Origin of the sequence: Aromatoleum toluolicum, assembly GCF_012911005.2 — a bacterium.
Classification (GTDB): domain Bacteria; phylum Pseudomonadota; class Gammaproteobacteria; order Burkholderiales; family Rhodocyclaceae; genus Aromatoleum; species Aromatoleum toluolicum.
Map to the genome: position 1 here is coordinate 1 of NZ_WTVS01000025.1, position 23,873 is coordinate 23,873.

19 protein-coding genes are annotated in these 23,873 nt (G+C 67.2%); 14 read left to right on the top strand and 5 right to left on the bottom strand.

Going from position 1 to position 23,873, the window contains the following annotated elements; translation table 11 throughout:
- Positions 1 to 1,765 (top strand): ABC transporter ATP-binding protein/permease (locus GPA27_RS12980; RefSeq protein WP_169141049.1); only part of this gene is annotated, 1,765 nt, incomplete at its 5' end.
- Here the strand turns inward: GPA27_RS12980 and GPA27_RS12985 are convergent.
- Positions 1,745 to 2,851, bottom strand: a complete 1,107-nt coding sequence (locus GPA27_RS12985) for a glycoside hydrolase family 5 protein (protein WP_169141050.1) — start codon at positions 2,849 to 2,851, stop codon at positions 1,745 to 1,747. The two genes, GPA27_RS12980 and GPA27_RS12985, sit on opposite strands and share 21 nt — an antisense overlap.
- Before the next feature lie 209 nt (positions 2,852 to 3,060).
- Here GPA27_RS12985 and GPA27_RS12990 point away from each other — a divergent pair, with 209 nt between their 5' ends.
- Positions 3,061 to 4,734 (top strand): glycoside hydrolase family 13 protein, encoded by a 1,674-nt coding sequence (locus tag GPA27_RS12990; RefSeq protein WP_211164980.1) that lies wholly within the window; start codon positions 3,061 to 3,063, stop codon positions 4,732 to 4,734.
- Here the strand turns inward: GPA27_RS12990 and GPA27_RS12995 are convergent.
- Complete coding sequence (locus GPA27_RS12995; RefSeq protein WP_169141051.1) at positions 4,710 to 6,104, bottom strand: DNA recombination protein RmuC; 1,395 nt, start codon at positions 6,102 to 6,104, stop codon at positions 4,710 to 4,712. The genes GPA27_RS12990 and GPA27_RS12995 overlap by 25 nt on opposite strands.
- 86 nt (positions 6,105 to 6,190) lie before the next feature.
- Between GPA27_RS12995 and GPA27_RS13000 the strand changes: the two genes are divergently transcribed.
- The 3 genes from GPA27_RS13000 to GPA27_RS13010 all read left to right on the top strand — a co-directional run bounded on the left by GPA27_RS13000 (position 6,191) and on the right by GPA27_RS13010 (position 10,856).
- Positions 6,191 to 8,014 carry an ABCB family ABC transporter ATP-binding protein/permease gene (locus GPA27_RS13000; protein ID WP_169141052.1) on the top strand — a complete coding sequence of 608 codons (1,824 nt, stop codon included), beginning with the start codon at positions 6,191 to 6,193 and terminating at the stop codon, positions 8,012 to 8,014.
- 99 nt (positions 8,015 to 8,113) lie between these two features.
- Positions 8,114 to 9,853 carry a cation:proton antiporter domain-containing protein gene (locus GPA27_RS13005; protein ID WP_169141053.1) on the top strand — a complete coding sequence of 580 codons (1,740 nt, stop codon included), beginning with the start codon at positions 8,114 to 8,116 and terminating at the stop codon, positions 9,851 to 9,853.
- A 22-nt stretch (positions 9,854 to 9,875) separates the two neighbouring features.
- Positions 9,876 to 10,856 carry an asparaginase gene (locus GPA27_RS13010; RefSeq protein ID WP_169141054.1) on the top strand — a complete coding sequence of 327 codons (981 nt, stop codon included), beginning with the start codon at positions 9,876 to 9,878 and terminating at the stop codon, positions 10,854 to 10,856.
- Here the strand turns inward: GPA27_RS13010 and cysB are convergent.
- Positions 10,844 to 11,785 carry an HTH-type transcriptional regulator CysB gene (gene cysB, locus GPA27_RS13015; protein ID WP_169141055.1) on the bottom strand — a complete coding sequence of 314 codons (942 nt, stop codon included), beginning with the start codon at positions 11,783 to 11,785 and terminating at the stop codon, positions 10,844 to 10,846. The genes GPA27_RS13010 and cysB overlap by 13 nt on opposite strands.
- A gap of 106 nt (positions 11,786 to 11,891) precedes the next feature.
- On the opposite strand from cysB, the gene GPA27_RS13020 reads away from it, so the two are divergent.
- The 9 genes from GPA27_RS13020 to GPA27_RS13060 all read left to right on the top strand — a co-directional run bounded on the left by GPA27_RS13020 (position 11,892) and on the right by GPA27_RS13060 (position 22,373).
- Positions 11,892 to 12,671: a sulfite exporter TauE/SafE family protein gene (locus tag GPA27_RS13020; RefSeq protein WP_169141056.1), complete on the top strand. Its 780-nt coding sequence runs from the start codon at positions 11,892 to 11,894 to the stop codon at positions 12,669 to 12,671.
- A 38-nt stretch (positions 12,672 to 12,709) separates the two neighbouring features.
- The gene (locus tag GPA27_RS13025; RefSeq protein ID WP_169141057.1) at positions 12,710 to 14,392 is read left to right on the top strand and encodes a nitrite/sulfite reductase; all 1,683 of its coding nucleotides are present in this window, start codon (positions 12,710 to 12,712) and stop codon (positions 14,390 to 14,392) included.
- The gene (locus GPA27_RS13030) at positions 14,385 to 14,918 is read left to right on the top strand and encodes a DUF934 domain-containing protein (protein ID WP_169141058.1); all 534 of its coding nucleotides are present in this window, start codon (positions 14,385 to 14,387) and stop codon (positions 14,916 to 14,918) included. Before GPA27_RS13025 ends, GPA27_RS13030 begins: the two co-directional genes overlap by 8 nt.
- A complete protein-coding gene (locus GPA27_RS13035) occupies positions 14,915 to 15,685 on the top strand; it encodes a phosphoadenylyl-sulfate reductase (protein ID WP_169141059.1) in 771 nt (256 codons plus the stop codon). The genes GPA27_RS13030 and GPA27_RS13035 overlap by 4 nt, the downstream gene beginning before the upstream one ends.
- Positions 15,686 to 15,859: 174 nt before the next feature.
- Positions 15,860 to 16,795 (top strand): sulfate adenylyltransferase subunit CysD, encoded by a 936-nt coding sequence (cysD, locus tag GPA27_RS13040; protein ID WP_076600196.1) that lies wholly within the window; start codon positions 15,860 to 15,862, stop codon positions 16,793 to 16,795.
- Positions 16,796 to 17,265: 470 nt separating this feature from the next.
- The gene (gene cysN, locus GPA27_RS13045; RefSeq protein ID WP_169141060.1) at positions 17,266 to 18,546 is read left to right on the top strand and encodes a sulfate adenylyltransferase subunit CysN; all 1,281 of its coding nucleotides are present in this window, start codon (positions 17,266 to 17,268) and stop codon (positions 18,544 to 18,546) included.
- Positions 18,547 to 18,702: 156 nt separating this feature from the next.
- Positions 18,703 to 19,977, top strand: coding sequence for a nitronate monooxygenase (locus GPA27_RS13050; RefSeq protein ID WP_169141061.1), 1,275 nt, complete (start codon positions 18,703 to 18,705; stop codon positions 19,975 to 19,977).
- A gap of 201 nt (positions 19,978 to 20,178) precedes the next feature.
- Entirely contained in the window at positions 20,179 to 21,600 is a 1,422-nt protein-coding gene (locus tag GPA27_RS13055; RefSeq protein WP_169141062.1) for an NfeD family protein, read from the top strand.
- Positions 21,597 to 22,373, top strand: a complete 777-nt coding sequence (locus tag GPA27_RS13060; protein WP_169141063.1) for a slipin family protein — start codon at positions 21,597 to 21,599, stop codon at positions 22,371 to 22,373. Before GPA27_RS13055 ends, GPA27_RS13060 begins: the two co-directional genes overlap by 4 nt.
- On the opposite strand, the gene GPA27_RS13065 is transcribed toward GPA27_RS13060, so the two are convergent.
- Positions 22,374 to 23,249 carry an AEC family transporter gene (locus GPA27_RS13065; RefSeq protein ID WP_169141064.1) on the bottom strand — a complete coding sequence of 292 codons (876 nt, stop codon included), beginning with the start codon at positions 23,247 to 23,249 and terminating at the stop codon, positions 22,374 to 22,376.
- A gap of 97 nt (positions 23,250 to 23,346) precedes the next feature.
- Entirely contained in the window at positions 23,347 to 23,865 is a 519-nt protein-coding gene (locus GPA27_RS13070) for an acyloxyacyl hydrolase (RefSeq protein ID WP_169141065.1), read from the bottom strand.
- Positions 23,866 to 23,873 lie beyond the last annotated feature (8 nt).

Consider the following 23,873-nt stretch of genomic DNA (forward strand, 5'->3'; position numbering starts at 1 on the left):
CGGCCACGCGGTGCGGCGCTTCGCCCGTCTGGCGCTGCCCTACTGGAAATCGGAGCGACGCTGGCGCATCGCCGGCGCGACCCTGTTGTTCCTGCTGCTGACGATCGGCCAGGTCGTGCTCGTGATGTGGACGAGCTACTGGAATCGCGCCTTCTTCGATGCGCTCGAGGCGCGCTCGCTCGACGCGCTGCTGCAGCAGATCCTGGTCTTTGCGCTGATCCTCGTGCTGACGATGGCCGTCACGGCGCTGCACATGCACGTCAAGCGCTGGCTGCAGCTCGACTGGCGGCGCTGGCTCACCGCGAACCTGGTCGAGAAGTGGATGACGCGCTCGCGCCACTACCGTCTGCAATTCATGAAGGGCGAGCACGACAACCCCGACCAGCGCATTGCCGAGGACATCCGCATCTCCACCGAGGCAGCCATCAGCCTGGCGCATTCGCTGACCTATTCGATGCTGATCGGCTCGGGCTTCATCGCGATCCTTTCGGAAATCTCGGGCAGCGCAACGTTTCCGGGCAGCGAATTCGAAGTACCCGGCTACATGGTGCTGCTCGCCTTCGCATACGCGGGCGGGGGGGCGACAATCGGCTACCTGCTCGGCCGACCGCTGGTGCGTGCAACGAACCGGCTGCAGAGCGTCGAGGCCAACCTGCGTTTCAGCCTCGCGCGCGCGCGCGAGAACGCCGAAGCGATCGCGCTGACGCACGGCGAGCGCATGGAGCGGCACAGCGCGGCGCGACTCTTCGCCGATATCGCGCGCGTCTGGAACCGCCAGACGCTGGCCTACCTGGGCATCGTCTCGTTCTCGACCGCCTACGGCAACCTGATGCCGGTCTTCCCCATCCTCGTGGCTGCGCCGCAATTCATCGCCGGCGCGCTGACACTCGGCGGCCTGATGCAGGCCGCGCAGGCGTTCGAGCGGCTGGCGTCGGCACTGTCCTGGCCGATCGACAAGCTGGGCGAAATCGCAATGTGGCGGACGTCCGCCGGGCGCGTCGTGAACCTGCACGACGACATGCTGCGGCTCGACGCCATCGACGGCGAGGGCGCGCCGGCCCGCATCAGAATCGGGCATTCGACGAACGCCGAACTGCACCTGCGCGGCCTGTCGCTGGACACCCCAGCCGGAGAGCCGCTGATCCGCGGCCTGAACCTGCGCGTCCGGCGCGGCGAACGGATCCTGATCGTCGGCGACTCGCAGGTGAAGCTGGCGCTGTTCAAGGCCGTGGCCGGGCTGTGGCCGTGGGGCAGCGGCGAGATCTGCCTGCCCGAAGGCCCGCAGATGGTGTTCCTGCCGCAGCATCCGTTCCTGCCCACCGGCAGCCTGCGCGCGGTGCTGTGTTATCCGCAGCAGGCGGAGCACTACGACACTGCCGAGTTGCGCCGTGCGCTGGAATGCGCCGGTGTCGCGTGGCTGGTGCCGCGGCTCGACGAGACCGACGACTGGAACCACGTGCTGCCCCTGCGCGCCCAGCAACGGCTGAGCACCGCGCGGCTGTTCCTGCAGCAGCCGGCGTGGGTGTTTCTCGAGGACACGACCGAAGCCTTCGATGCGAAGGCCGAGGCGGAGATCATGGAAATGCTGCGTCACGAACTGCCTAACACCGCCTTGCTGTGCGTCAGCCGGCACAGCAGCCTCGAGCACTTTTTCGAACGCCGACTGGAACTGCACCGCATCGACACGCCCGGTGCGAAGCCTCCTGTCGAGGAGCCGGCCGCCAGCCCGGCCCCCCTCACCGGATCAGCGGAAGTGGGACGGTAACCAGCCGCGCGTGACGCAGTCGCGGAAGCACCAGGCGGGCGTCGTCTCGGTCTTGTAGCTCCAGAAGAACCAGCCCAGGTATTTCTCGAAGGCCAGCAGTTGCGAAGCGCCGTAGCCGCGATTCGCGACGTGTTGCTGGAACTCGTCCATGTGCTCGAGCGCGTGGTTGAACGGCCCCTCGGCCCACAGCGACACGACGCGCAGGTCCAGGCCCAGGCTCCATTCGCCGCACACCGCCGGCAGACGCAGCTCGGCGTTGATCGCGTCAGCCTCGTCGCGCCATTCCCCGCCCGCCTTTGCCTTGTGGCCGAAGATGTCGAGGTCGATGTCCCGGCGATCGAAGCACTGGTAGCGGTGCAGGTCGAAGATCACGTTGCGGTACTCGGGCGCCTGCATGAAGCCGACGTATTCGCGATAGGAGCGAAAACCATCATGGAAGACCACCGCGACACGCTCGGCGGGGCAATGCTTGCGGATACGCTCGTAGGCCGCGACGTAGAAATCCTTCAGGTATTCAGTCGGCACATCCCAGCGCGGCTCGTTGAGGCATTCGATCGCGTGCAGCGCCGGATGCGCGCGATAGCGCTCGGCAATGCGCTCGAGCACCGACAGCGCATGGTCCAGATACTCCGGCTGCGTGTGCCACTCGCACACCCCCATGATCCCGCCGTTGTCGAAGCCGTTCTGGCAACCCGGCGCGGCGTGCAGATCGAGCATGACGCGCAGGCCGAATTCCTGCGCCCAGTCCATTGCGCGATCGAGAACCTCGATGCCGCCTTCGACGAAGGGATGGGGTTTGTCGCCGTATGTGCGGTGATAAGGGTAGTCCGGGCCGAAGATCCAGTGGCCGTAGGGAATACGCACCGCGTTGAGACCGCGCTCGGCGATCCACGCGAAATCCTCGCGGGTGATCCAGCGCTGCCAGTGACCGCGCAGGCGCTTCGCGGCCGCGGAGCCGAGTTCGGTGCAGAAGGAGGTCTCGTCGGTCGCGGCAAGTCCCTCGAACAGGCTGGGGACCATCCACCTTTCCAGCAGCAGCCAGCTCCCGAGGTTCACCCCCCGCAGTTTCGGACTGTTCGCATGCATGATTTGACCTCCCTTGGTCAGCGCCCGCCGGCAATCCTGGCTCCACTGTAATCTCCGATGCGCATGCAGTCTTTGCGATATTGCACGGACAGCGGCGTGCCAGACGGATCCGGCACCGCATCCCATCCCCTGGTGTCTCGCGACCATCGTCCAGGTGCGGCACACTCCTGAAATGCGATGCCGCGCGAGTCGCGCACGGGAGTCCGGCGATGGAAAGCAGATGGTGGCAGCAGGCAGTGGTCTATCAGATCTATCCGCGCAGCTTCATGGACACGGACGGCGACGGCATCGGCGACCTCCCGGGCATCCTGTCGCGGCTCGACTACCTGCAGTGGCTCGGCGTGGACGTGCTGTGGCTGTGCCCGGTCTACCGCTCGCCCAACGACGACAACGGCTACGACATCTCGGACTACTGCGCGATCATGGACGAGTTCGGCAGCATGGCCGACTTCGACCGCCTGCTCGCCGCAGCGCATCGCCGCGGCATGCGCGTGATCCTCGACCTCGTCATCAACCACACCAGCGACGAGCACCCGTGGTTCGTCGAGTCGCGCAGCTCGCGCGACAACCCGAAGCGCGACTGGTACATCTGGCGCGACGGCCGCAACGGCGGCCCGCCGAACAACTGGGAGAGCATCTTCCGCGGCCCGGCGTGGGAACACGACGCGGCGACAGACCAGTGGTACCTGCATCTCTTCACGCGCCGCCAGCCCGACCTCAACTGGGAGAACCCGGCCGCACGCGCAGCGATCCACGCGATGATGCGCTGGTGGCTGGACAAGGGCGTGGACGGCTTCCGCATCGACGCCATCACCCACATCAAGAAGGCAAACGACCTGCCCGACATGCCCAATCCGCAGGGCCTCGCGCAGGTCGCCGCCTACCCGTACCACATGAACGTCGCCGGCATCCTCGACTACATCGACGAGCTCGCCCGCGAGACGCTCGCCGGCCGCGACGCGATGACCGTCGGCGAGGCCAATGGCATCGGCCCCGACGCCGCGGAGGAATGGGTCGGGACAGCGCGTGGTCGCCTGTCGATGATCCTGCAGTTCGAGCACTGGCACCTGTGGTCGAACGCCCCGCAGGCGGCGCTCGACGTCGTCGCGCTCAGACGCATCCTCGGCCGCTGGCAACGCGCGCTGCACGGGCGCGGCTGGAACGCGCTGTATCTGGAGAACCACGACCTGCCGCGCGTCGTCTCGCGCTGGGGCGACCCGCAGCGCCACCCACGCGAGAGCGCGACCGCGCTCGCGACGATGTACTTCCTGATGGAAGGCACGCCCTTCATCTACCAAGGGCAGGAACTCGGCCTCGCCAACGCCGAATTCGCGAACCTCGCCGAGTTCCAGGACAGCTTCGCGCACAACCGCATCGCCGAGATGCGCGCGTCGGGGATGAGCGAGGATGCGATCCTCGACGAAATGCGCCGCACCGGCCGCGACACTTCTCGCACGCCCATGCCCTGGGACGACGCCCCGCACGGCGGCTTCACGTCCGGGATGCCGTGGCTCGCGGCGCACCAGGACGCCCGCCGCCTCAACGTCGCGCGCCAGCAGGCGGACGAGACTTCGGTGCTCAACCACTACCGCGCGCTGATCGCGCTGCGCCGGCGCGAGCCCGTGCTGATCCACGGCCGCTACACCGAACTCGCAACGCGCAGCTCGCGGATCTATGCCTACACCCGCGGCGAGGGCAGCGATCACATCGCCGTGATCTGCAACCTGAGCGCCCGTCCTGCGACGTTCCGCCACGCCGGCTTCGCGCTCGCCTCCGCCGGCCTGCTGCTCGCGAACCGCCCGGTCGCGGCACACGGTCCGCGCCACGTGCTGAGCCTCGCGCCGTGGGAGGCGCGCGTCTACCGCGCCGCGACTGCTTCCTGAGCCCCGGCGACCGGTGCGACGGCCTCGTCGCCATCCATCGCCGCCTCGACCATCCCCCCCGGCAACGCCTTCGCCGGCTTCACCCCCAGCTGCTTCAGCATCTCCGCCTGCCGGATCACGTTGCCGCGCCCGCTCGCGAGCTTGTTGTGCGCGGCGTGATAGGCCTTCTGCGCCTGCTCGATGCGGGTGCCAACCGCTTCCAGATCCTCGACGAAGCCGACCAGCTTGTCGTAGAGGTCCGCCCCCCGCTTCGCGATGTCCTGCGCGTTGCGGTTCTGCGCCTCCTGGCGCCACAGGTGGGCGACCGTGCGCACGACGAAGAGCAGCGTCGACGGGCTCACCAGCAGCACATTCTTCTGCCACGCGTCCATGAAGAGCTCGCGGTCGTGCGTCACCGCGAGCATGAAGGCAGGCTCGACCGGCACGAACATCAGTACGAAGTCGAGCGACTTCAAGCCGTACAGGTCTTGGTAGTTGCGCTCCGACAGGCCCTTGATGTGGCCGCGCACCGAATCGAGGTGGCGCTTGGTCCACGTTTGGCGCTCGCCCTCGTCCTCGGCGGTCACGTACTCCTCGTAGGCGGTCAGCGACACTTTCGCGTCGACGACGAGATGGCGATCTTCCGGCAGATGGATCACGACGTCGGGCTGCGCGCGCGAGCCGTCGTCGCGCGTGTGGCTCTCCTGCACGTCATACTCCTCGCCCTTCCTCAGGCCCGAGGCCTCCAGCACGCGCTCGAGGATCAGCTCGCCCCAGTTGCCCTGTGTCTTGCTCGAACCCTTCAACGCGCGCGTGAGATTCTTCGCGTCCTGGCTCAGCGACTGATTGAGCTCCATCAGCTGACGCACCTGCTCGGCGAGCGCGCTGCGGTCCTTGCCTTCCTGCACATACACCTGCTCGACCTTGCCCTGGAATTCCTGCAGCTTCTGGCGCAGCGGGTCGAGGAGCTGGCCGAGGTTGGTCCGGTTCTGCTCGGTGAAGCGCTTCGCCTTCTCCTCGAGGATGTCGTTGGCGAGGCTCTTGAACTGGTCGGCGAGGCTCTCGCGCGCCGCGATCAGCATCGCGAGCTTGTCGTCGGCCGCGCGGCGTTCGGCGTCGAGACGGGCATCGAGTTCGGCAAGCCGACTGCGCGCCGCGCTCAGCTGCGCGGCCGTCGCCGCGAGCTGCTGTTCCAGCCCGGCGACGCGCGAGGCCCGTTCGTTCGCCGTCGCCAGCTCCACGCGCACCTCCGCGCGCCCCTGCTCGACCGCCAGCGCCGCCGCCTCGGCCGCCCGCCCGCGCAGCAGCAGCCACACCAGCAGGGCGCCCGCAAGCACGCCGCCCAGCACCGCGACCAACCAGACCACCACTCCTGCCGAACCGCTCTCCATCGTTCCGCCATCCCGATTCGTCTGCCGCGCCCCGGACGGGGCGGGCGAAAGGCGAAATGGTAGCGCCCGCACGTTAGAATTGCCCGATGAGACGCGCACCCGCCACCGCCCTGCCCGGCCCCGAGCCGACCGACCGCCACGACTGGCAGACGATCAAGAGCCTGTTTCCCTACATCTGGGCCTACAAGGTCCGCGTCCTGTTCGCGCTATCCTGCCTCGTCGCCGCCAAGGGCGCGAACGTCACGGTGCCGCTGATCTTCAAGCAGCTCATCGACCGCCTCGCGCTGACCACCGAGCAGGCCTTCATCGTCGTGCCCGCGGCGCTGCTGCTCGCCTACGGCGTGCTGCGCTTCTCGACGTCCCTCTTCACCGAGCTGCGCGAGATCGTGTTCGCGCGCGTCACGCAGCAGGCCGTGCGCGAGATCGCGCTGCGCGTGTTCCGCCACCTGCACGCGCTGTCGCTGCGCTTTCACCTCGAACGCCAGACCGGCGGGCTCACGCGCGACATCGAACGCGGCACGCGCTCGATCGGCTCGCTGATCAGCTACACGCTGTACTCGATCCTGCCGACCCTGATCGAGATCGGGCTGGTCGTCGGCATCCTGCTCGTGCAGTACGACGCCGTGTTCGCGCTGATCACGCTCGGCACGCTCGTGCTCTACATCTTCTTCACGGTCCGCGTCACCAATTGGCGCACCGCGCTGCGCCGCCACGCCAACGAGCTCGACTCGGCCGCCAACGCGCGCGCGATCGACAGCCTGATCAACTTCGAGACCGTCAAGTACTTCAACAACGAGGACTTCGAGGCGCGCCGCTACGACGAGCAGATGCAGAAATGGACCAACGCGCAGGTCACCAACCAGATGTCGCTGTCGGCGCTCAACATCGGCCAGGCCGCGATCATCGCCGTCGGCGTCACGGCGATGATGTGGCAGGCGGCCAGCCGCGTGGCAACCGGCGCGATGACGATCGGCGACATCGTGCTGGTCAATGCCTTCCTGATCCAGCTCTACATCCCGCTCAACTTCCTCGGCGTGCTGTACCGCGAGCTGCGCCAGTCGCTCACCGACATCGAGCGCATGTTCGGCCTGATGCACCAGCACCGCGAGGTCGCCGATGCGCCCGACGCGCTCGCGCTGCTGCCCGGCCCCGCGAGCGTGTACTTCGAGCACGTCGGCTTCGCCTACGACCCGAAGCGCGTCATCCTGCACGACGTCGACTTTGCGATTCCGGCCGGGCGCACCGTCGCCGTCGTCGGCCATTCGGGCTCGGGCAAATCGACGCTCGCCCGCCTGCTGTACCGCTTCTACGACGTCCAGCAGGGCGCGATCCGCGTGAACGGCCACGACCTGCGCGCGCTCACGCAGACGAGCCTGCGCCAGGCGATCGGCATCGTCCCGCAGGACACGGTGCTGTTCAACGACACGCTGTTCTACAACATCCAGTACGGCCGCCCCGACGCGAGCCGCGCCGAGGTCGAGGCCGCCGCGCGCGCCGCCCAGCTCATCGACTTCATCGCGCGCCTGCCCGACGGCTGGGAGACGCGCGTCGGCGAGCGCGGACTGAAGCTCTCCGGCGGCGAGAAGCAGCGCGTCGCGATCGCCCGCGCGCTGCTGAAGAACCCTGCCATCCTGATCTTCGACGAGGCCACCTCGGCGCTCGACTCCAAGACCGAGAAGGCGATCCAGGCCCAGCTCGACCTCGCCGCCGAAGGGCGTACCGCGCTCGTGATCGCGCACCGGCTCTCCACCATCATGAACGCCGACGAGATCATCGTGCTCGACCAGGGCCGCATCGTCGAGCGCGGCACGCATGCCGAACTGCTCGCGCGCGGCGCCGACTATGCCCGCATGTGGGCGCTGCAGCAGCAGGAACGCGAGGAAGCGCAGCTGGAAGACTCCAGTCCGTAAGCCCGGCGCCGCACGCGCCCCGCAGGCAGTGTTGTCCGCAGGTTCTGGGGACACACCGATCCGATACACTTACGGCATACGCCAAGACAAGATCCGTTAATGGACGCGCACGACGCTCCCGCCTTCCTGCACGAAGTCATCCTTTTCCTCGCGCTCGCCGGGGTGCTGATCCCGCTGCTGCAGCGCCGCAGCATCAATCCGGTGCTCGGTTTCCTCACGGTCGGGATGATCGTCGGCCCCTTCGGCCTCGGCCAGTACACCGACAGCTCGCCGTGGCTGCGCTACCTGACCTTCTCGCGCCAGGAGGACGTCGCCGTCTTCGCCGAATTCGGCGTGATCTTCCTGATGTTCATGATCGGGCTGGAGATGTCCGTCGACCGCCTGTGGGCGATGCGCCGCCTCGTGTTCGGGCTGGGCCACCTGCAGGTCGGCCTGTCGGCGCTCACGATCGGCGGCATCGCCTACGCCTTCGGCAACAGCATCGAATCGTCCGTCGTGCTCGGCGTGGTGCTGTCCTTCTCCTCGACCGCCGTCGTCATGCAGTTGCTCACGCAGCGCCGCGAGCTCGGCACCCCGCTCGGCCAGGCGACCTTCTCGGTGCTGCTGTTCCAGGATCTCGCCGTCGTGCCGCTGCTGGTCCTGGTCACGGTGCTGGGCCAGAAGTCGGGGGACAGCGTCGCGGCGCTGATGGCCATCGCCGCGCTCAAGGGCGTCATCACCGTCGGCCTGATCTACTTCATCGGCAGCCGCGTCGTGCGCCCGCTCTTCCACCAGATCGCCGCGAGCCGCCAGTCCGAGTCCTTCATGGCGGTGACGCTGCTGACGACCCTCGGCGTCGCCGTGCTCACGCGGCTTGCCGGCCTGTCGATGGAGATGGGGGCCCTGCTCGCGGGCCTGCTGATCGCCGAGACGGAGTTCCGCCACGAGGTCGAGGTCACCATCGAGCCCTTCAAGGGCCTGCTGATGGGCGTGTTCTTCATGTCCGTCGGCATGGGCATCGACATCAGCGCAATCCTCGCCAAGCCGCTGCTGCTGCCGCTGTCGGTGATCGGCGTGCTCGCGATCAAGGCGCTGATCCTGATCGTGCTGTTCCGCCTCTTCGGCCTGTCCTGGGGGCGCGCGACCGAGGGCGGCATCATGCTCGGCCAGGGCGGCGAGTTCGCCTTCATCGTCATCGGCATGGCGCTCGGCCTCGAGCTGATCGATCCGCAGGTCGGCCACTTCATGCTGCTGGTCGTCGGCCTGTCGATGCTCATCACGCCCTCGCTCACCCTGCTCGGCCGCAAGCTCGGCAACAGCATCGACGCGCGCGTCGGGAAGCCCGTCTTCGAGGAAGACCGGCAGCTCGAACAGCTCAGCGGCCACGTGATCATCGCCGGCTACGGGCGCGTCGGCCGGCTCATCGGCGAACTGCTGTCCGAACAGGGCATCCCCTACCTCGCACTGGAAAACGATGCGAAGCTCGTCAAGCAGATGCGGGCGGAGAACGCCCCGGTGTATTTCGGCGACGCGAGCCGCCCGGAATTGCTGCGCCGCCTGCACCTCGAACGCGCCGTCGCGGTCGTGCTGACGATGGACCGCACCGCCGCCGCGCTGCATGCCGTCAAGGGCATCCGCGCCACCTCGCCCAGCATCCGCATCGCCGCCCGCGCGCGCGACGAGGCCCATGCGCACGCCCTGCGCGACGCCGGCGCGACGGTCGTGATCCCCGAGACGCTGGAATCGGGCCTGCAGCTCGCCGGCTCGGTGTTCGAGACGCTCGGCGTCCCCGGCGACGTCGCGACCCGCCTGCTCGAACAGGAACGCGCGCGCCGCATTGCCGTGTTCCGCCCCATCTGATCGCCGGCCGGAGGAAGCCGCCATGCCCACCCTCGCCCTCATCGCCACCGGCGGCACCATCGCCGGCGCCGCCGCATCGGCGACCGACACCACCGGCTACACCGCCGGCGCGCTCGGCGCCGACGCCCTGCTCGCGGCCGTGCCGCAACTCGCGGGGGTCGCCCGGATCCGCGCCGAGCAGCCCTTCAGCCTCGACAGCAAGGACATGGCGCCCGCACACTGGCTGCCCCTCGGTCGGCGCGTGCAGACCCTGCTCGACGACGACACCATCGACGGCATCGTCGTCACGCACGGCACCGACACGCTGGAAGAGACCGCCGCCTTCCTCGCCCTGACCCTCGCCAGCGCCAAACCCGTGGTCCTCACCGCCGCGATGCGCCCGGCGACCGCGCTCTCCGCCGACGGCCCGATGAACCTCTACAACGCCGCCTGCGTCGCCGCCCACCCGGTCAGCGCCGGTCGCGGCGTGCTCCTCAGTTTCGGCGACGCGATCTATCCCGCCCTCGGCGTGCGCAAGCGCGAAACCCACCGTCTGGACGCCTTCGGCGGCGCCAGCGGCGGTGCCATCGGCCGCACCGACCCGCTGCGCTACTTCGCGCCGGCACGACACACCGGACGCCCAGTCTTTACGCTCGCCTCGGACAGGACCGAACTGCCCCGCGTCGATGTCCTCTACATCGGCGCCGGCACGCCGCCCGGACTCCTCGATCTGATGATCGATGACGGCGCACGCGGCATCATCCTCGCCCTCCCCGGCAATGGCAGCCTGCCCGCCGCATGGGACGCACCGGTCGCCGATGCCGTCGCCCGCGGCATTCCGGTGATCCGCGCCTCCCGCGTCGGCATCGGACCGGTCGGGCGCAAGGCCCTGGACGAGCGCCTCGGCACGCATCCCGCCGGCGAGCTGCCCGCGTCGCAGGCGCGCGTCGCGCTGATGCTGGCGCTCGCCTGCGGCGACGTGTCTGCGCTCGACCGCCTGCTGGCGGACGACTACATCCCGTAGTCCTCGCCCCCGCCCGCCAGCGCCACGTCCACCATGCGCCGCGTCAGGTGCGGCGCGAACAGTTCGATGAAGGCGTACACGTAGCCCCGCAGGTAGGCGTTGCGCCGCAGCCCCACGCGTGTGGTGCTCGACTCGAAGAGGTGTGACGCGTCGGCCATCCCCAGCGCCTTGTCGGTCGCCGCGTCGTAGGCCATGCGCGCGACGATGCCGATGCCGAGGTCCATCGCCACATAGGTCTTGATCACGTCCGAATCCAGCGCCGTCAGCACGACGTTCGGCCGCAGGCCGCGCCCGAGGAAGGCCTTGTTGATCAGGCTGCGCCCGGTGAAGGCGTCGTCGTAGGTGATCACCGGATAGCGCGCGATCGCCTCCAGCGTCAGCGGATGCTCCTTCAGGATCGGGTGGCGCGGCGCCGCAACGATGCAGCGGTTCCATTGGTAGCACGGCAACATCACCAGCTCGTCGTATTCGGCGATCGCCTCGGTCGCGATCGCGATGTGCGCCTCGCCCGACATCACCATGTCGCACACCTGGCGCGGGCTGCCCTGATGCAGCGACAACTTCACCTGCGGAAAACGCTGCATGAAGTCGCGGATCACCCGCGGCAGCACATAGCGCGCCTGCGTATGGGTGGTCGCAATCGAGAGGTCTCCCGCGACCTCATTCGTGAACTCGTCCCCGACCTGGCGCAGGTTGTCGGCGTCGCGCAGCATGCGCTCGGCGATCGCCAGCACCTGCCGCCCCGGCGCCGTCACGTCCACCAGGCGCTTGCCGTGGCGCACGAAGATATCGACCCCCAGCTCCGCCTCGAACTGCCGGATCTGCTTCGACACCCCCGGCTGGGACGTGAACAACGCCTCCGCGGCCTCGGAGACGTTCAGCCCGCGACGCGCGACTTCGTGGATGTAACGCAGCTGCTGGAGGTTCATCGCGATCTCTTTATAACCAAAACTTCTTAAAGTTTAACGCAAACCATCTTTTTGATCCTGTACCAGACACATACGATGCACCGCACCATACAAGGGGAACGTATTCATGGATTTTGCCTACACAGTCGCCGGGTTCGCGGTCGGCGCCATCGTCGGATTGACCGGCGTCGGCGGCGGATCGCTGATGACGCCGCTACTCGTGCTGCTGTTCGGCATCCATCCCTCGGTCGCGGTCGGCACCGACCTGCTCTACGCCGCGATCACCAAGACGGGCGGCACGCTCGCCCACGGTCTGAAAGGCACGGTCGACTGGGCGGTGACAAAGCGCCTCGCCGCCGGTAGCATCCCGGCCGCAATACTCACGCTGGTGCTGGTCGGCACTTTTGCACCGGGTGGCATCGAAGGCGCAGCCGCACTGATCAAGGTCGCGCTGGGTGTCGCGCTCCTGCTGACGGCGGTGGCGCTGGTCTTCCGCAAGCAGATCCAGACCTATGCCCTCAGGCACGTTGGCGCCGAACCCGATCCGGTGCGCACGGCGCGGCTGACCGTGCTGACCGGCGCGGTGCTCGGAGTGCTGGTCTCGATCTCTTCGGTGGGCGCCGGCGCGCTCGGCGTGACTGCGCTGTTTTTCCTATACCCGGCGATGCCCGCGCTGCGCATCGTGGGCTCTGACATCGCCCACGCGGTGCCGCTGACGCTGGTCGCCGGCATCGGCCACTGGATGCTCGGCAGCGTCGACTGGTTCCTGCTGGGCAGCCTGATCGTCGGCTCGCTCCCCGGGATCTGGGTTGGCAGCCACATTTCGACCAAGGTGCCGGACCGGATCCTGCGCCCGATCCTGGCAACCATGCTGGTCCTGGTGGGTGCCAAGCTGGTCAGCCACTAAGCCACGACAATACAGACGGATTCAACGAGAGAGACGCGATGTACCGATACGACGCCTATGACCAGAAACTCGTGGATGAGCGCGTCGCGCAATTCCGCGACCAGATGCGCCGCCACCTCGCGGGCGAGCTCAGCGACGACGAGTTCCGTCCCGTCCGCCTGCAGAACGGCCTGTACATCCAGCGCCATGCGCCGATGTTCCGGGTCTCGATCCCCTACGGCCACCTCGCCAGCCGCCAGCTGCGCAAGCTCGCGGAACTCGCGCGCACCTACGACAAGGGCTACGTGCACTTCACGACGCGCCAGAACGTGCAGTTCAACTGGTCGCCGCTCGAAGTGATCCCCGAGATGTGCGCGGAGCTGGCCAAGGTCGAGATGCACTCGATCCAGACCTCGGGCAACTGCATCCGCAACTTCACCTCCGACCCCTTCGCCGGAGTCGCCGGCGACGAGCTCATCGACCCGCGTCCGTGGGCCGAGATCCTGCGCCAGTGGGCCACTTTCCACCCCGAGTTCGCCTACCTGCCGCGCAAGTTCAAGATCGCCGTGAACGGCGCGCAGGAAGACCGCGCGGTGATCCAGGTGCACGACATCGGCCTCGACCTGAAGAAGAACGAAGCGGGCGAGATCGGTTTCCGCATCCTCGTCGGCGGCGGCCTCGGCCGCACCCCGATCATCGGCCGCGAAATCGAATCCTTCATCCCGTGGCAGCACATCATCACCTACTGCGAAGCCATCCTGCGCGTGTATAACCGCTACGGCCGCCGCGACAACAGCTTCAAGGCGCGCATCAAGATCCTCGTCAGCGCGCTCGGCATCGACGAGTTCCGCTGGCAGGTGCGCGAGGAGTGGGCCCACGTCAAGGACGGCCCGAACACCCTCACGGTAGAGGAAGTGCACCGCGTCGCCGACTTCTTCGAGGATCCCGCCTACGAGGCTCTGCCGGCCGACGACGTCGGCTACCACCACCACATCGCCGAGGACCTCGCGTTCGCGTCGTGGGTGAAGCGCAATGTGCGCGCACACAAGAAGCCCGGCTACGCGTCGGTCGTGCTGTCGCTGAAAAAGCCGGGCGTGCCCCCGGGCGACATCACCTCCGAGCAGCTCGAGCTGGTCGCCGACTGGGCCGACCGCTTCAGCTTCGGCGAAGCGCGCGTCACCCACGAGCAGAACCTCGTGTTCGCCGACGTGAAGAAGTCCGAGCTCCACACGCTGTGGCAGCTTGCCCGCAAGGCCGGCCTCGCGACGCCCAACATCGGTCTGCTCACCGACATCATCTGCTGTCCGGGCGGCGACTTCTGCTCGCTCGCGAACGCCAAGTCGATCCCGATCGCCGCCGCGATCCAGGAGCGCTTCGACGACCTCGACTACCTGCACGACATCGGCGACATCGAGATCAACATCTCGGGCTGCATGAACGCCTGCGGCCACCACCACGTCGGCCACATCGGCATCCTCGGCGTCGATAAGAACGGCGAGGAGTGGTACCAGGTCACGATCGGCGGCAGCCAGGGCAACCACGCCGCGATCGGCAAGGTCATCGGACCGTCGTTCGCGCGCGCCGAGATGCCCGACGTGATCTCGGAACTCATCGAAACCTACATCGAAGAACGCCACGAAGACGAACTCTTCATCGACACCGTGCGCCGTATCGGCCTCGATCCGTTCAAGACGCGCGTGTATGCCGATCGTCAGCCCCACAGGAAGGTCGCCAATGTCTAAAGTCATCAAGAACGGCCGCATCGTCAACGACGACTGGCAGATCCTCACCGTCGCCGAAGGCGAAGAGGCCGAAACCCTCGACGTGCCCGCCGGCCGCGTGATCGTCCCGCTCGCGACCTGGCTTGCCCGCCGCGAGGAGCTCGCCGCACGCGGCGACGTCGGCGTGTGGTTCGCCAGCCATGAAGGCCCGGAAGCGCTCGCCGACGACATCGGCCGCATCGCCGTGATCGCCGTGAATTTCCCGAAGTTCGTCGACGGCCGCGGCTACTCGACCGCCGCGCTGCTGCGCACGCGTTACGGCTACACCGGCCAGCTCATCGCCTTCGGCGAAGTCCTGCGCGACCAGTTCAAGTACCTCACGCGCTGCGGCTTCGACACGCTGCAGCCGCGCGAAGGCCGCTACACCGACACCCAGCTCGACGCAGCCGTCGCGAGCCTCGCCGACTTCACCGAACCCTATCAGGCCTCGGTCCTCCACCCGCAGCCGCTGTTCCGCCGCGTCGCGCGCGCCGGAGTGAAGGCATGAGCGGGGCAGTCAGCCTGCTGCGCCCGGCGGCGAAGAATCCGGCCATCCATCCGGTGCTCGCCGAGCCGCTGGTCGAGGCCGTCAGCAACAAGACCGACGCCGCCCTCGCGCTGCTGCGCGCGGCGGTCGCCGAATTCGGCGCGGCCGGCGAGATCACCTTCGCGAACAGCTTCGGCGCCGAGGACATGGTGCTCACCGACCTGATCCTGCGCGAAAAGCTAGCGATCGAGGTCTTTTCGCTCGACACCGGCCGCCTCCCCGCCGAGACCTACACGCTGATGGGCGAGGTCGAACAGCACTACGGTACGCGTCTGAAGGTCTTCTTCCCGAAGTCCGACGCCGTCGAGACCTACGTCCGCACGCACGGCATCAACGCCTTCTACGAATCGGTCGAGATGCGCAAGGCCTGCTGCCACATGCGCAAGGTCGAGCCGCTGCAGCGCGCGCTGGCCGGCAAGAAGGCCTGGATCACCGGCCTGCGCGCCGCGCAATCGACGACCCGCACCGGTCTGCCGACGCGCGAATTCGACGAGGGCAACGGGCTCGTGAAGTTCAACCCGCTGTCGGACTGGTCCGAGACCGAGGTGTGGGCCTACATCCGCATGCACGAAGTGCCGCACAACGCCCTGCACGAACAGTTCTACCCCAGCATCGGCTGCGCTCCCTGCACCCGCGCCATCGCGGTCGGCGAGGACATCCGCGCCGGCCGCTGGTGGTGGGAAGATCCGACATCCAAGGAATGCGGCCTTCACGTCAAGAAGGGCTGACACCATGAAACACCGACCGGAAACCGAGCAGGCAGGCACTACCGCATACCGTCACTCGCCGGCGGGCCCCTATTCGCACCCCGGCCTGCGCCGACGCCTGGCGGCGCTGCGTGCCGGAATGAAAGCGGCAGTGCGTGCGCTGCGAGCCAAGAACACCAGTAACTGAGAACGAAGATGTCCACGCTGACCCGTCAAACCCTGTCCCACCTCGACTGGCTCGAAGCCGAGGCGATCCACATCATGCGCGAGGTCGCCGGCCAGTGCTCGAACCCCGTGCTGCTGTTCTCCGGCGGCAAGGACTCGATCTGCATGCTGCGCATCGCCGAGAAGGCGTTCCGCCCGGGCAAGTTCCCCTTCCCGCTGATGCACATCGATACCGGCCACAACTACAAGGAAGTGGTCGAGTTCCGCGACAAGCGCGCAGCCGAATTGGGCGAGCGGCTGATCGTCCGCTCGGTGGAAGACTCCATGAAGCGCGGCACCGTCGTGCTGAAGCACGAGAACGAGTCACGCAACAAGCACCAGTCGGTGACCCTCCTTGAGGCGATCGAGGAATTCGGCTTCGACGCCTGCATCGGCGGCGCCCGCCGCGACGAGGAGAAGGCGCGCGCGAAGGAGCGGATCATGAGCTTCCGCGACGAGTTCGGTCAGTGGGATCCGAAGAACCAGCGCCCGGAGCTGTGGAACCTGTACAACGCCCGCAGCCATAAGGGCGAGAACATCCGCGCCTTCCCGATCAGCAACTGGACGGAAATGGACGTCTGGCAGTACATCGAGCGCGAGAAGCTCGAACTGCCGTCGATCTACTTCGCCCACCAGCGCCCGGTGGTTATCCGCCAAGGCGCCATCGTGCCGGTCAACGTGCCGCTGATGACTGGCGAACTGACCAACCTGCCGAAGGCCGGCGAGGAAATCGTCGAACTGCAAGTGCGCTTCCGCACCGTTGGCGACATTTCCTGCACGGCTCCGGTAGAGTCGGACGCCGACACCGTCGAGAAAATCGTGCTTGAAACTGCCACCACCACCATCACCGAGCGCGGCGCCACCCGTCTGGACGACCAGACCTCTGAGGCGTCGATGGAGCAGCGGAAGAAGGAAGGGTACTTCTGACGCAGCGTTGGATCACGGTTGCCGGGAGTGCGGGGTGCTGAGCGAGCAGGGCGGGGAATTTGCTCCGTCGGCTGCGGAACTCGCAGTACAGCGCGCGTCCGCGCTGTCTGCTCAGACAGTCCTCGCCGCTCCGCAAACACCCCACCCTGCTCTTACAGATTGCAGCACTGAACGAAAAAGCAAAGGCGTTCTGAACGGTTCTTAACAGTACAGGTGCAATGGGAAAGACGGCGATGCGAAACAGCATTGAACTGCCCTCCAATTAAGCCCCGAACGTAGCCGGGGACGTGCGGGGTGTTCGCGGCGCGGCGAGGACTGTCTGAGCGCAGGCGCGGAAGCGCGCCGCTGCGCGAGTTCCGCAGCCGCAGAGCGAATACCCCGCGCGGCCCCGGCGGATTAGCAGCACCCACGCCCCAACGGCAACCCAACACGCAGCACCGAATTCTAGAAAGCTTGAAGGAAACAAAACCATGTCCGCCCTCGAAAACCTGCCCGAAACCGACCACGGCCTCCTGCGCTTCCTCACCTGCGGCAGCGTCGACGACGGCAAGAGCACGCTGATCGGCCGCCTGCTGTTCGACACCAAGACCATCCTCGCCGACACCCTCAACGCCATCGAGAAGACCTCCGCCAAGCGCGGCATGAGCGCCGTCGACCTGTCGCTCCTCACCGACGGCCTGCAGGCCGAGCGCGAGCAAGGCATCACCATCGACGTCGCCTATCGCTACTTCTCCACCGGCACGCGCAAGTACATCATCGCCGACGCCCCGGGGCACGAACAGTACACCCGCAACATGGTCACGGCCGCCTCCACCGCCAACCTCGCGATCATCCTCGTCGATGCGCGCAAGGGCGTGCTCACGCAGACCCGCCGCCACTCCTACCTCGCCAGCCTCGTCGGCATCCCGCACCTCCTCGTCGCCGTGAACAAGATGGACCTCGTCGACTACGACCAGGCCACCTACGAACGCATCAAGGCCGACTACCTCGCCTTCGCCGAAAAACTCGGCATCAAGGACGTGCGCTTCATCCCGCTGTCGGCCCTCAACGGCGACATGATCGTCGACCGCGGCGACCGCCTCGGCTGGTACGACGGCCCCACGCTGCTCGAAATCCTCGAAAACGTCCCCGCCGCCCACACCGAACAGGCCGAAGACTTCCGCTTCCCCGTCCAGTTCGTGTGCCGCCCGCAGGATTCCGCGAACCCCGAGCTGCACGACTTCCGCGGTTTCATGGGCCGCGTCGAATCCGGCGAGATCGCCGTCGGCGACGCCGTGACTGTCCTGCCCTCCGGCCGCAGCAACACCGTCAAGGACATCCAGATCGGCGGCGTCAGCATCGAGCGCGCAATCCACGAACAATCGGTCACACTGCTCCTCGCCGACGAGATCGACATCTCGCGCGGCGACATGATTGTCAAGACTGCGGAACAACCGGAGCAACTGAAGCAGGTCGACGCGACCCTGTGCTGGCTGTCCGAGACGCCGCTGTCGCCCGCCCGCACCTACGTCCTGCGCCACACCACGCGCGAGGTGAAGGCTAAGGTCGCCAAGATCGACTACCGCCTGGACGTTAACACGCTCGAGCACGAACCCGCGACCGCCCTGGCGATGAACGATATCGCGCGCCTGACGCTCAAACTTGCACAGCCGATCTTCGCCGATGCGTACGCCGAAAACCGCGCCACCGGCGCCTTCATCATCATCGACGAGAGTACCAACAACACCGTCGGCGCCGGCATGATCGGCTGAACGGCGCGCCCGCGGGTCCAAGCATGCGCACCCCCGACCGTCGATTCGGCGGCCGGGGGTGCAAGCGCTTTTCCCTTTCCGGGCCCGCCTGTGGGAAAATCCCGCCTTGCCGATTTGTCTGCTGGCCGGCACAGCAACGCAATGTAGAAGACACATATGAAATGTCTCGATGATTTCCGCCTGCGGTTCGGGAGCAGGGAATACGTACCGATCATGATTGGCGGGATGGGCGTAGACATCTCGACGTCGGACCTTTCGCTCGAGGCCGCGCGCCTCGGCGGCATAGGGCATATCTCCGACGCCATGCTGCCGACCGTCAGCGACCGTCGCTATGACACCAAGTACGTGCGCAACAAGCTCAAGCAGTACAAGTACAACGTCGCTAACACCGACAAGTCGGACGTGCAGTTCGACCTCGGGCTGATCGCCGAGGCGACCCAGACCCACGTACGGCGCACGATGGAGCGCAAGCGCGGGGACGGGCTGATCTTCATCAACTGCATGGAAAAGCTCACGATGAACGGGCCGAAGGAGACGCTGCGCGTGCGCCTTCGTACGGCGATGGATGCCGGCATCGACGGCATCACGCTCGCCGCCGGCCTGCACCTGGGCTCCTTCGGCCTGATCGAGGACCACCCGCGCTTCCGTGACGTCAAGCTTGGCATCATCGTCTCCTCGCTGCGCGCACTCGTGCTCTTCCTGCGCAAGTCAGCACGCACCAACCGCCTGCCCGACTACGTCGTCGTCGAAGGCCCCCTTGCCGGCGGCCACCTCGGCTTCGGCATGGACTGGTCCGCGTACGACCTGCACACCATCGTCGCCGAGATCCGCGACTACCTGATCGCCGAAAAGCTCGACATCCCGCTGATCCCGGCCGGCGGCATCTTCACCGGCAGCGACGGCGTGTCCTTCCTCGAAACCGGCGCCGCCGCGATACAGGTCGCCACCCGCTTCACCGTGTCGCACGAATGCGGACTGCCGCCTGACGTGCAGCAGCATTACTTCGACGCCAACGAAGACGACATCGAGGTCAACAACACCTCGCCCACCGGCTATCCGATGCGCATGCTCAAGAGCAGCCCGTCCATCGGCTCCGGCATCCGCCCGAACTGCGAAGCCTACGGCTACCTGCTCGACGGCAACGGTAACTGCGCCTACATCAACGCGTACAACCGCGAGCTCGCGCTGCATCCGGACGCCAAGCGGCTCAAGGTGATGGACAAGACCTGCCTGTGCACGCACATGCGCAACTTCGACTGCTGGACCTGCGGCCACTACACCTACCGGCTCAAGGACACCACGCACCGGCGCGCCGACGGCACCTACCAGATCCTGTCCGCCGAGCACATCTTCCACGACTACCAGTACAGCAAGGACAACAAGATCGCGCTGCCGCCGGTCGAAGCCTGCGAACCGGCCAAGTCGGCCTGACAACCGGCCGGCGCAAGCCGGTCGTGCGTGCGAAGGGCGTGCCCGCCACAGCGGCGGCCACGCCCTTCTTGCATCCCTCCTCCCGTCGCTTCGCTCCCCGACGGCCGCCGCTACGGGAACGCTCACGACCGCACTGCACTCATACGATCGGATGCTTCGTGCATGCCGCACACCGGATGCGTTCCGGCGCCAGGAATGCGTATGCGCAGAACGATTTGGGCGCTGCTCGCGCTCGCACTGCTGATCCTCGGCTTCCTGCTGCTCACCCGCCCGGCTGCAGCCCCGCCGGCAGGCGAGGTTGTCGTGTTGCGCATCGACGGCGTGATCGGGCCGGCGACGTCGGACTTCTTCGCGCGCGAGCTCGCCCGTGCGCGGGTACGCGAGGCCGGCTTGGTCGTGCTCGCGATGGACACCCCGGGCGGGCTTGACACCTCGATGCGCGCCATCATCAAGGACATCCTCGCCTCGCCGATCCCCATCGCCACCTGGGTCGGCCCGGAAGGCGCGCGCGCCGCGAGCGCCGGCACCTACATCCTGTACGCCAGCCACATCGCGGCGATGGCGCCCGCCACCAACCTCGGCGCCGCCACGCCGGTGGCGATCGGGATGCCCGGCGCCAAGCGGGAAGACGACGTCGCGCGCAAGGACAGGGCGGACGACAGTGCCAAGGACAAGGACGGCAAGAGCGGTGCGGGCATCGGCGACGCCATGATGGAAAAGGTGCGCAACGACGCCGCCGCCTACCTGCGCAGCCTCGCGCAACTGCGCGGGCGCAGCGGCGACTTCGCCGAGCGCGCCGTGCGCGAGGCTGCCAGCCTGTCCGCGGACGAGGCGCTCGCCGGGGGCGTCATCGACCTGATCGCCGCGGACCTGCGCGAACTGATGACGAAACTCGACGGCCGCGAGGTGAAACTCGAGGGCGGGCGCACGCAGCGCCTGTCGACCGCCGCCGCGCCGATCACCGAAATCGCGCCCGACTGGCGCATGCGCGTGCTCGCCCTGCTGTCCAACCCCCAGCTCGCACTGGTGCTGATGATGATCGGCGTCTATGCGCTGTTCTTCGAATTCACCAGCCCCGGCTTCGGCGTGCCGGGCGTCGCCGGCGCGATCTGCCTGCTGATCGCGCTGTACGCCTTCCAGCTCCTGCCGGTGAACTGGGCCGGCGTCGCGCTGGTCGCCCTCGGCGCCATCCTGATGCTCGCGGAAACCTTCCTGCCGAGCTTCGGCGCGCTCGGCGTGGGCGGCATCATCGCCTTCGTCGTCGGCGGACTGTTTCTCATGGACACCGAGGCCCCCGGCTTCGGCATTCCCCTGCCCTTCCTGCTCGGGCTCGCGATCGCGAGCGCGCTGACGATCGCGGCCGTCGGCAGCTTCGCCGCCCGCACCCGCCGACGGCCCGTCGTCAGCGGCCGCGAGCAGATGGCCGGCATGATCGCGACCGTCACCACCGTCACTCCGGACGGCGCCTGGGCCCTCGTCCAGGGCGAATCCTGGCGCGTGCACAGCGATTCGCGCCTCGCGCCGGGGGACCGCGTGCGCATCACCGCCCTCGACGGCCTCACCCTGCACGTCGAGCCGCTCACCCCCGATCCAGCCAATCGCCACGAAGGAATCCCGCCATGATCTTCGACCTCAACCTGGGCCTCGGCACGATCCTCCTCCTGCTCGTCGCGCTCGCCGCGAGTTCGCTGCGCATCCTGCGCGAATACGAACGCGGCGTCGTGTTCATGCTCGGCCGCTTCTGGAAGGTCAAGGGCCCCGGCCTCGTCATCGTGATCCCGGGCATACAGCAGTTGGTCAAGGTCGACCTGCGCGTCGTCACGCTCGACGTGCCGAGCCAGGACGTCATCTCGCGCGACAACGTCTCCGTGAAGGTCAATGCGATCATCTTCTTCCGCGTCATCGACCCGCAGAAGGCGATCATCCAGGTCGAGAACTACCTCGTCGCCACCAGCCAGCTCGCGCAGACGACGCTGCGCGCCGTGCTCGGCAAGCACGAACTCGACGAGATGCTGGCCGAACGCGAGCGCCTCAACCTCGACGTACAGCAGATCCTCGACGCACAGACCGACGGCTGGGGCATCAAGGTCGCGAACGTCGAGATCAAGCACATCGACCTCAACGAGAACATGATCCGCGCGATCGCCCGCCAGGCCGAGGCGGAACGCGAGCGGCGCGCCAAGGTGATCCATGCGGAAGGTGAAAAACAGGCCGCGGAGAGCCTCATGAACGCGGCCGAAATGCTCTCGCGCGAGCCCGCCGCGATGCAGTTGCGCTACCTGCAGACCCTCACCCAGATCGCCGGCGACAAGGCCTCGACGATCGTCTTCCCGGTCCCGGTCGACCTGTTGAAAGGACTCTTCGCCGAGGCGTCGCGCAAGACGCCGCCGACCTGATCAGGGCAGAACCATTGCCAGCGCGACCGGCAGGAACACGACCGCCGCGACGTTGCCGATCAGCACCATCGACGCGACCACCTCCGGCTCCTGATGGTAACGCTCGGCGAAGATATAGTTCAGCACCGCCGGCGGCAGGGCGCCGAACACGACCACCAGTGCGCGCTCCTGCGCCGACAGGTCGAACACCTGCAGCACCGCGAACGCCAGCAACATGCCGACGACGGGCCGCGCGACGGCGGCATACAGGCCCAGGCCGAGCGAGGCGATGCGCGAATCGGTCAGCCGCACCCCCAGCGCGAACAGCATCAGCGGGATCGAGATGTCGCCCAGCATCTTGATCGCGAGCATCAGCGGCGGCCACACCTCGACGCCGGCGATGCCGACCGCGAGCCCGGCGAAGGTCGCCAGCACCGACGGCACCCGCCACACCGTCCACACCTCGATGCGATGGTCGAGCAGCCACGCACCGAACGAAAAGTGCAGCAGGTTCGACACCATGAACATCACCACCGCCGGCGCCAGCGCGGCGTCGCCGAACGCCAGCACCGCCAGCGGCAACCCCAGGTTGCCGCAATTGTTGAACATCAGCGGCGGCACGAAAGTTTTCGGCGCGATGCCCGACAGGCGTGCGAGCACGTAGCCGGCCGCACCCGACCCGATCACCAGCAACAGCGTCGCGACGGTCAGCGAGCCAAACTCGGCGACATGGAATTCCTTGTTCGCCAGCGCCGCGAAGATCAGCGCCGGGATGAACACATCCATGTTGAGCTTGTTCGCATGCGACAGGTCCGGCCGCATCCGCCTGCCGACGAAGTAGCCCAGGGCAGTCAGCGCGAACAGCGGGAAGAGGATCGAAACGATGCGGATCAGCATGGAGGGCGAAGAGTTTCACGGAACGCGCCCCGGGACGGCGGCGACAAGAAAAAGGGCCCGACCGGGCCCCTCGCGATGCGCATGCGCAAGCGCAGCCTCAGAAGCGTGCGCCGATCAGCAATTGATGCAGGTCGATGCCGTCGTTGGGCATCTCGATGTCGCCGTTCGAATAATGCGAATAACGCCAACCCACCGAAAAACGGCCGCCCAGCTCGAGGCCCAGGCCCGCGTGCTGCGAGAACTGGAAGGCCGTCGAGAACACCTTGGGCCCCAGGTCCGTGCGACTCAGGAGCGCGGCACCAAGACCCAACTCGGCGTAAGGCTGGAAATTCCCTTTTCCGCGCACCATGCGCAGCATCCCGATCGCACCGGCCTGGTTCAGCGTGTTCGGGCCGGCGCTCGAACCACTGTAATGAAACCGGCTCAATTCCAGTTCCGGGTGCAGACCGGCATGCCACGCGCCCCAGTCGCGCTCCCACAGCGGACCGAGGCGCACGGACAGGCCCGCGCGGTCGTAATTGTCATGCTCGCCGTGAAACACGCTGACCGCCGGCTCCGCCGCCGACACGGCACCCGCCGCCAGCATCGAAGCCGCGACGCACATCAGGAACTTCATTCAGCACC

Excerpts from the sequence above, each read along its gene's own strand:
- GPA27_RS13035 (WP_169141059.1), top strand. The coding sequence starts at position 14,915 with ATGAGCGGGGCAGTCAGCCTGCTGCGCCCGGCGGCGAAGAATCCGGCC.
- GPA27_RS12995 (WP_169141051.1), bottom strand. The coding sequence starts at position 6,104 with ATGGAGAGCGGTTCGGCAGGAGTGGTGGTCTGGTTGGTCGCGGTGCTG.
- GPA27_RS13025 (WP_169141057.1), top strand. The coding sequence starts at position 12,710 with ATGTACCGATACGACGCCTATGACCAGAAACTCGTGGATGAGCGCGTC.
- GPA27_RS13020 (WP_169141056.1), top strand. The coding sequence starts at position 11,892 with ATGGATTTTGCCTACACAGTCGCCGGGTTCGCGGTCGGCGCCATCGTC.
- cysD (WP_076600196.1), top strand. The coding sequence starts at position 15,860 with ATGTCCACGCTGACCCGTCAAACCCTGTCCCACCTCGACTGGCTCGAA.
- GPA27_RS13010 (WP_169141054.1), top strand. The coding sequence starts at position 9,876 with ATGCCCACCCTCGCCCTCATCGCCACCGGCGGCACCATCGCCGGCGCC.
- GPA27_RS13005 (WP_169141053.1), top strand. The coding sequence starts at position 8,114 with ATGGACGCGCACGACGCTCCCGCCTTCCTGCACGAAGTCATCCTTTTC.
- GPA27_RS13030 (WP_169141058.1), top strand. The coding sequence starts at position 14,385 with ATGTCTAAAGTCATCAAGAACGGCCGCATCGTCAACGACGACTGGCAG.
- GPA27_RS13055 (WP_169141062.1), top strand. The coding sequence starts at position 20,179 with ATGCGCAGAACGATTTGGGCGCTGCTCGCGCTCGCACTGCTGATCCTC.
- GPA27_RS13050 (WP_169141061.1), top strand. The coding sequence starts at position 18,703 with ATGAAATGTCTCGATGATTTCCGCCTGCGGTTCGGGAGCAGGGAATAC.
- GPA27_RS13070 (WP_169141065.1), bottom strand. The coding sequence starts at position 23,865 with ATGAAGTTCCTGATGTGCGTCGCGGCTTCGATGCTGGCGGCGGGTGCC.
- GPA27_RS12990 (WP_211164980.1), top strand. The coding sequence starts at position 3,061 with ATGGAAAGCAGATGGTGGCAGCAGGCAGTGGTCTATCAGATCTATCCG.
- cysN (WP_169141060.1), top strand. The coding sequence starts at position 17,266 with ATGTCCGCCCTCGAAAACCTGCCCGAAACCGACCACGGCCTCCTGCGC.
- GPA27_RS13065 (WP_169141064.1), bottom strand. The coding sequence starts at position 23,249 with ATGCTGATCCGCATCGTTTCGATCCTCTTCCCGCTGTTCGCGCTGACT.
- GPA27_RS12985 (WP_169141050.1), bottom strand. The coding sequence starts at position 2,851 with ATGCATGCGAACAGTCCGAAACTGCGGGGGGTGAACCTCGGGAGCTGG.
- GPA27_RS13000 (WP_169141052.1), top strand. The coding sequence starts at position 6,191 with ATGAGACGCGCACCCGCCACCGCCCTGCCCGGCCCCGAGCCGACCGAC.
- GPA27_RS13060 (WP_169141063.1), top strand. The coding sequence starts at position 21,597 with ATGATCTTCGACCTCAACCTGGGCCTCGGCACGATCCTCCTCCTGCTC.
- cysB (WP_169141055.1), bottom strand. The coding sequence starts at position 11,785 with ATGAACCTCCAGCAGCTGCGTTACATCCACGAAGTCGCGCGTCGCGGG.